The sequence below is a fragment of the Edaphobacter sp. genome, from assembly GCF_035532915.1.
GTDB lineage: Bacteria > Acidobacteriota > Terriglobia > Terriglobales > Acidobacteriaceae > Edaphobacter.
In genome coordinates, this window is the sequence record NZ_DATKQC010000166.1 from 1 (window position 1) to 4,724 (window position 4,724).

A 4,724-nucleotide genomic window follows, 5' to 3' on the forward strand; every position below is an offset into this window, starting at 1 on the left:
ACCCGGGTGATTTGTCGCTGGCGAAGGCCCAGGCGGAAAAGAAGGGATTGCGCTATCAGACCTACCTGAAGATGCTGATTCACGAGGCGCTAGGCAAAGAAGCGCACACAGGCCAATGACGATGGGTTTGGAGCGAGGCTGTAAAATACAGGTTGTACCTGGACAGATAGGAAACGACTCCGCAATGCCGCTCTACGAATACGAATGCACTGCCTGCCATCGCCGCACTGAGAAAATCCAGAAGTTCTCCGATCCTGAGATCACCGTATGCCCGTTCTGCAACGGACATCTCGAGCGCGTGCTCTCCGCGCCTGCCGTCAGCTTCAAGGGCGGCGGATGGTATGCGGACGGCTATGGCAACGCCAAGCCGAAGGCCTCCTCTGCAACCGAGAGCAAAAGCACCGCTTCCGGCACGAGCACAACCGCGGCCGCCGCTCCTGCAGCAACGGCTGCGCCTGCCGCTTCTGCTCCTGCACCGGCTGCCAGCTCGGACAAGAAATAACGTTGAGCGCTACGCCTGCGGCAACATGTGGATGAGCTCCTGCTCTCCGTTCAGCAGGTAGTACGCGATGAACTTCATCGGCTCCGTCGCAGACGCGTTATCGAAGCGCAGGACAACTGCATCGGCGGCTCATAAAAGGCGGAGCCGAAGGTCAGCGTTCGCGGCTCCGCCTCATCTTCTCTTTGAAAGAAAGCCGTTCCCTCGGCGATGTATCCCACGACCGGGCAGGGGTGCAAGTGCCGCCCGGTTTGCTGGCCGGGCTGGAAGATAATCTCGCGAACGTCAATACGCGTGACGGTGCGGCTATCGAGCATCGCGCTCAGCAACGGCCTTCTTAGAATCGAATCTCTGCCATGCCGTTTGGATCGCGGTACCCTGCCTGTAGATTCAACGATGATGAGAATTTAACTCTTCTTTGGGACCTTTGCGCCGGCCTTGCGCGCTTCGGACAAGCCGATCGCGATGGCCTGTTTGCGGCTGGTGACCTTCTTGCCGCTGCCGCCGCTCTTGAGCTTGCCCTGCTTCATCGCCTTCATCTCGCGCTCGACGCTCTTGCCCGCCGCCTTTCCATACTTGCGGCCCGAACTGCTTTTCTTTGCGGCGGTCTTCTTGCTGGCGGTCTTCTTTGTCGCAGCCTTTTTGGTTGTGCTCTTCTTGCTGGCCGCCTTTTTCGTTGCTGATTTCTTTGTCGCTGATTTTTTCGCGGACTTCTTTGCAGACTTTTTGGTTGCCATAAGAATTCTCCCTGAGGTTAGGAGTCTCAAATCGCACGGATGAGTTGCATCGTGACGAAGCACGTTGCTACCGGGCTCGTCGGCGTCTCACTACGATGATTCCCAGCAGCATCGCGGCCACGGAGATGCCGAGCAGTCTTCCCAGCATCTTTCTCGTCCACGATTGCGTGCGCTCGAGTGAGCCGTCGTGCCATGCGGTCTGCACGGCGACGAGGTCCGCAGTGAGGCCGGGGATGGTGATCGCATTTAAATTTTCCGTTGGCAGAGAGCCGAAGATTCGCTCCGGCTCGGGCGGCCTTCCGTCGCGGTCCTTCGGAATGGCTTCGATGAGTGCGTTAACCTCGGCGTCGCGAGGGTCGTCGAAGAGCGCGCCATCCGCGGTGTTTGGGAAGAGCGTCGCGTTGCCTGTCATCTTCTTTTCGATGGCGGCCACGCTGTCCTGGCAGACACCGAGAGCGTAGTAGCCGCCGAAGGGAAGCGTTGGCCGCGCATGATGCTGGTGCATGTAGGCGACCGACATCCTGCCTACGAGGCGCGTTACTTCGAGGGCGTCGGCGTTGCGATATTCGTGCGCGTGACGGCCGAGCACCCATGGCTGGTCGAGCGTGTCCATCGTGCGGAACTCGGCTTTGCCGTCGATGCCGAAGTACCAGCTGATGTCGGCGTTGATCTTCGGGCCGCGAATCTCCCACTCGTACTCGGCGTGGCTGACGGGAACGAGCAGGGTGCGATTGGTGCCGGGAATTTTGATCTGCGAACTGACCCAGAAGGGCATCATCACGTCGTGGCCCTGATAGTGGAAGTGGCCGAAGTTGGCGAAGTAGCGCGCGTCCCAAACGACGACGGTATGGCCTGAATCCATCAGCGTTTGGATCAGCGCCTCGGGCGTGGTGGCCTTCTTTCCGTCAAGCTCTGCCGTCGCGTTGGGTGCGCCGTCGAGCGCGTTCAGGCTGAGGCGGTTGAGCACATCGGCGAGGCGCTGGCTCTCGGAATGAAGCGGAGCAAGCCTGGGGTTGGCATCGTCTCCGCGAACGACGCCGCGGCCAAGGTCGCTGACGATGCCTTCGGTGCTGAAGCCGGGCAAGTGCGAGGGCTTATCGAGATCGACGGTCTCGGCGTGGTCGAGCGTGTAGGGGCCAAGGTCGATGAACTGCTTTGCCTGCGCGGTCGACATATTGCCTTGAGGCGCGCCGGGGTGGACGGCTGAGAGATCTTCGAGGGCCTGATTTTTCCCGGCGATGCGTCCGGCGACGCGCACGGTGGGGTTGATCTCGTGCATGGTCCAGCCGGGAAAGCGGTCGAGCCCCTGCCAGTCCTTGCCGAGAACCAGCTCGCGCAGGCGATGCATCAGCGCGGGCGTCATCAGGGCTGGGCCCTGCTTTCCATTTTTGTCCAGTTCGGCGAGGATGGCTTCGGTGAATCCGGGGGTTGCGGAGAGTTCGCGCATCATCTGGGACAGCATCACGGTATTGGCTGGCATCGGCTCCTCCGGTACGACGTAAGGCGCATCGCTTCTGCAACCGATTAAAGCGGCCAGCACGATGGCACAGGAGATGCGACCGAGCTTTTGCGGCCAGCGGATAGGCATTCGCCTATTAGACCTCAGAAAATTTCCACCCACTAATTTTCCGAAGGTTTTTCGATGTGATCGATCACGAGAATCTGTACCGGACCCTTCGTGGGCTTCAGCTTCAGCCCCAACTGGTTCTGAATCGCTGTATCGAGTGTCGGGACGGGGTCCATATCGTCGGCTTTCCTATCGCTCAACAGCGTGCCGTGATATCGCAGTATGAAGTCATATTTACCTGTAAGTCCGGTCTTATCGATGACGGGATGGCCAAACTGCCCGGCCAGCGTTTCAACTATATCGCTCATCGAACAGCCGTGAGCAACGAGATCGAAGCCAACGCGGCTGTCGCCTCGCTGGTAGAGAGGGGGTATGGATTGGCCGCCCCATGCCTTAATCTCCTCGGGGCTTCGCGGCTTATCTTTTGTCTCCTGCATCTTCGATCCATTCTTCGATAGCAACAGATCGTAGGCCGGCCCTTCTCGCGTCTCCCAACGAACCTTCAGCTTGAAGCGGTCGGCGAGGAGCACCTGCAGCATGTGCTGCTGTTCCAGCCTCTCCTGACCTTTGCTCAACCTGGCCAGGCGCTCATCGGCGGCGCTGTCCGACTTTGCCTGGATATTGAACATTGCGCTCCAGTTTGGCATGCCCGATATTTGATCCCAACGGACACCGTATGCCATGGAAAGGAGGTTCATAGCATCGAAGTTTGTCACCCGCAAAGAACTGGAATGAGGCGCGAAGGAGCCGCTAACGTCATAAGAGTCCGCTACCGCGCTTTCGCGGATTGAGGCCACATCAAACGCCAGCGTGGGGACATACGGCTTGCTTGCAGTGACATCTGGAACCGCCCCTGCCTGCGCGAATGTGATTGGCGCGGCAATGGTCATCCATCCAGACGCGAGCAGCAACAGCTTACGAACTGAACTCAATTTGCATCCCAACAGGTTTGCCATAGCTGCTTTTTCTCACACCTGTTTAGCTAATTGGTGGATGAGTGTCAAGCGGATGCCATGTTAGCTAAAGAGCTTTCAAGTTATCGCAAAGCCGCGGCTTCGGGCAAGATGATGGATCCTTTGTCTTCGCAGGGACATCAAACCTGCGCTCCACTGCTTCAATCAAAAGCAGATCCTTCCGCCTCGCGGAAGGATGACAAAGCCTTATGGTGGGAACGATCTCGATGATGAGTTAGCTGTCGAGTTTTTTTACTACCAGTTCATTGAGCAGCGCGGGATTGGCTTGGCCCTTGGAGAGGCGCATGACCTGGCCTACGAAGAAGGCGGAGACTGTCTTCTTGCCGCCGCGATATTGCTCGACCTGTTTCGGGTTGGCGGCGATGACCTCGTCGATCATCTTTTCGATGGCGGAGGCGTCGGAGATCTGCTGCGGCTTCTCGCGCTCGTAGACGGCGGGGAAGTCCTCGTTCTTTTCGAAGCAGGTGTCGAAGAGCTGCTTGAGCATCTTGCTCGAAAGCTCGCCCGACTCCGCGAGGTCGGCGGCCATGACGATGCCCGCCATCGATACGGGAGACTGATCGAGTTCGAGGTTGGCAAGACGGAGGCGCATAGTCAGCTCGCTGGTCAGCAGGGCCGCAACGCGTTTCGGGCTCTTCGCTTTCTTCGCTGCGGACTCGAAGCTGTCAGCGAAGGAGCGCGTCGCCGTAAGGGTTGCGGCGTCCTGCTCGCTGATCTCGTACTCGGCGATCATGCGGGCCCGACGGGCTTCGGGTAGTTCGGGCAGGTTCTTCAGAATCTCGCCCTGCCACTCGGCGCCGACGACCAGCGGCGGCAGGTCGGGCTCGGGGAAGTAGCGGTAGTCGTGTGCCTGCTCCTTCGAGCGCATCGAGAACGTCCGGCCCTCGGCGTTGTTCCAGAGGCGCGACTCCTGCACGACACGGCCACCGTCTTCGATGACGCCGATC

General features: G+C 59.2%; 5 protein-coding genes and 1 pseudogene. 1 reads left to right on the plus strand and 5 read right to left on the minus strand.

Translation table 11 applies throughout. The features are described from left to right. The first annotated feature begins 184 nt into the window (after positions 1-184). Complete coding sequence (locus VMU57_RS08100; protein ID WP_325382259.1) at positions 185-502, plus strand: zinc ribbon domain-containing protein; 318 nt, start codon at positions 185-187, stop codon at positions 500-502. A gap of 74 nt (positions 503-576) precedes the next feature. Here the strand turns inward: VMU57_RS08100 and VMU57_RS08105 are convergent, their stop codons facing one another. The 5 genes and pseudogenes from VMU57_RS08105 to VMU57_RS08125 form a co-directional block, all read right to left on the minus strand. After that, positions 577-828: a hypothetical protein gene (locus tag VMU57_RS08105; RefSeq protein ID WP_325382261.1), complete on the minus strand. Its 252-nt coding sequence runs from the start codon at positions 826-828 to the stop codon at positions 577-579. Positions 829-906: 78 nt separating this feature from the next. After that, complete coding sequence (locus VMU57_RS08110) at positions 907-1,236, minus strand: DUF6496 domain-containing protein (protein ID WP_325382263.1); 330 nt, start codon at positions 1,234-1,236, stop codon at positions 907-909. Between the two features lie 67 nt (positions 1,237-1,303). After that, positions 1,304-2,716 carry a hypothetical protein gene (locus VMU57_RS08115; protein WP_325382265.1) on the minus strand — a complete coding sequence of 471 codons (1,413 nt, stop codon included), beginning with the start codon at positions 2,714-2,716 and terminating at the stop codon, positions 1,304-1,306. A 140-nt stretch (positions 2,717-2,856) separates the two neighbouring features. Continuing rightward, positions 2,857-3,735, minus strand: a complete 879-nt coding sequence (locus VMU57_RS08120; protein WP_325382267.1) for a TIGR03435 family protein — start codon at positions 3,733-3,735, stop codon at positions 2,857-2,859. A gap of 256 nt (positions 3,736-3,991) precedes the next feature. Further along, a pseudogene (locus VMU57_RS08125) lies at positions 3,992-4,724 on the minus strand (Asp-tRNA(Asn)/Glu-tRNA(Gln) amidotransferase GatCAB subunit B); the annotation flags it as partial.

Bases quoted from the DNA above. Each gene is read 5' to 3' on its own strand.
- VMU57_RS08115 (WP_325382265.1), bottom strand. From the start codon at position 2,716: ATGCCAGCCAATACCGTGATGCTGTCCCAGATGATGCGCGAACTCTCC.
- VMU57_RS08110 (WP_325382263.1), bottom strand. From the start codon at position 1,236: ATGGCAACCAAAAAGTCTGCAAAGAAGTCCGCGAAAAAATCAGCGACA.
- VMU57_RS08100 (WP_325382259.1), top strand. From the start codon at position 185: ATGCCGCTCTACGAATACGAATGCACTGCCTGCCATCGCCGCACTGAG.